We start from the raw sequence: 226 nt of genomic DNA on the forward strand, positions 1-226 counted from the left end.
GGAATGGGAGACTGCTTGTTCATCAAAACGGACCGCCTCAGAAGTTGGGGAGTTCACGGCGCCAGGTGGCCGCGTGGGTGCCGGCATCGAACTCGCCGTTGCGGTCCCAGGTGATTTCACCTTCGAGCACGGTGATCTGCACCTGGGTGTTGTGGATGTTGCCCTTGGGCTCCACCTCGAACAGGTTGCGATCGAGCACGATCAGGTCGGCGGACTTGCCCGTCTC

Annotated in this window: 1 protein-coding gene; it reads right to left on the minus strand. The window is 61.5% G+C overall.

All coding sequences use genetic code 11. The features are described from left to right. Nucleotides 1-37: 37 nt before the first annotated feature. On the minus strand, nt 38-226 hold a 189-nt coding region (locus RRF55_RS28505), incomplete at its 5' end, for a hypothetical protein (protein WP_439419371.1).

Source organism: Klebsiella sp. K47 (assembly GCF_051858335.1).
Lineage (GTDB): Bacteria > Pseudomonadota > Gammaproteobacteria > Enterobacterales > Enterobacteriaceae > Klebsiella > Klebsiella pneumoniae.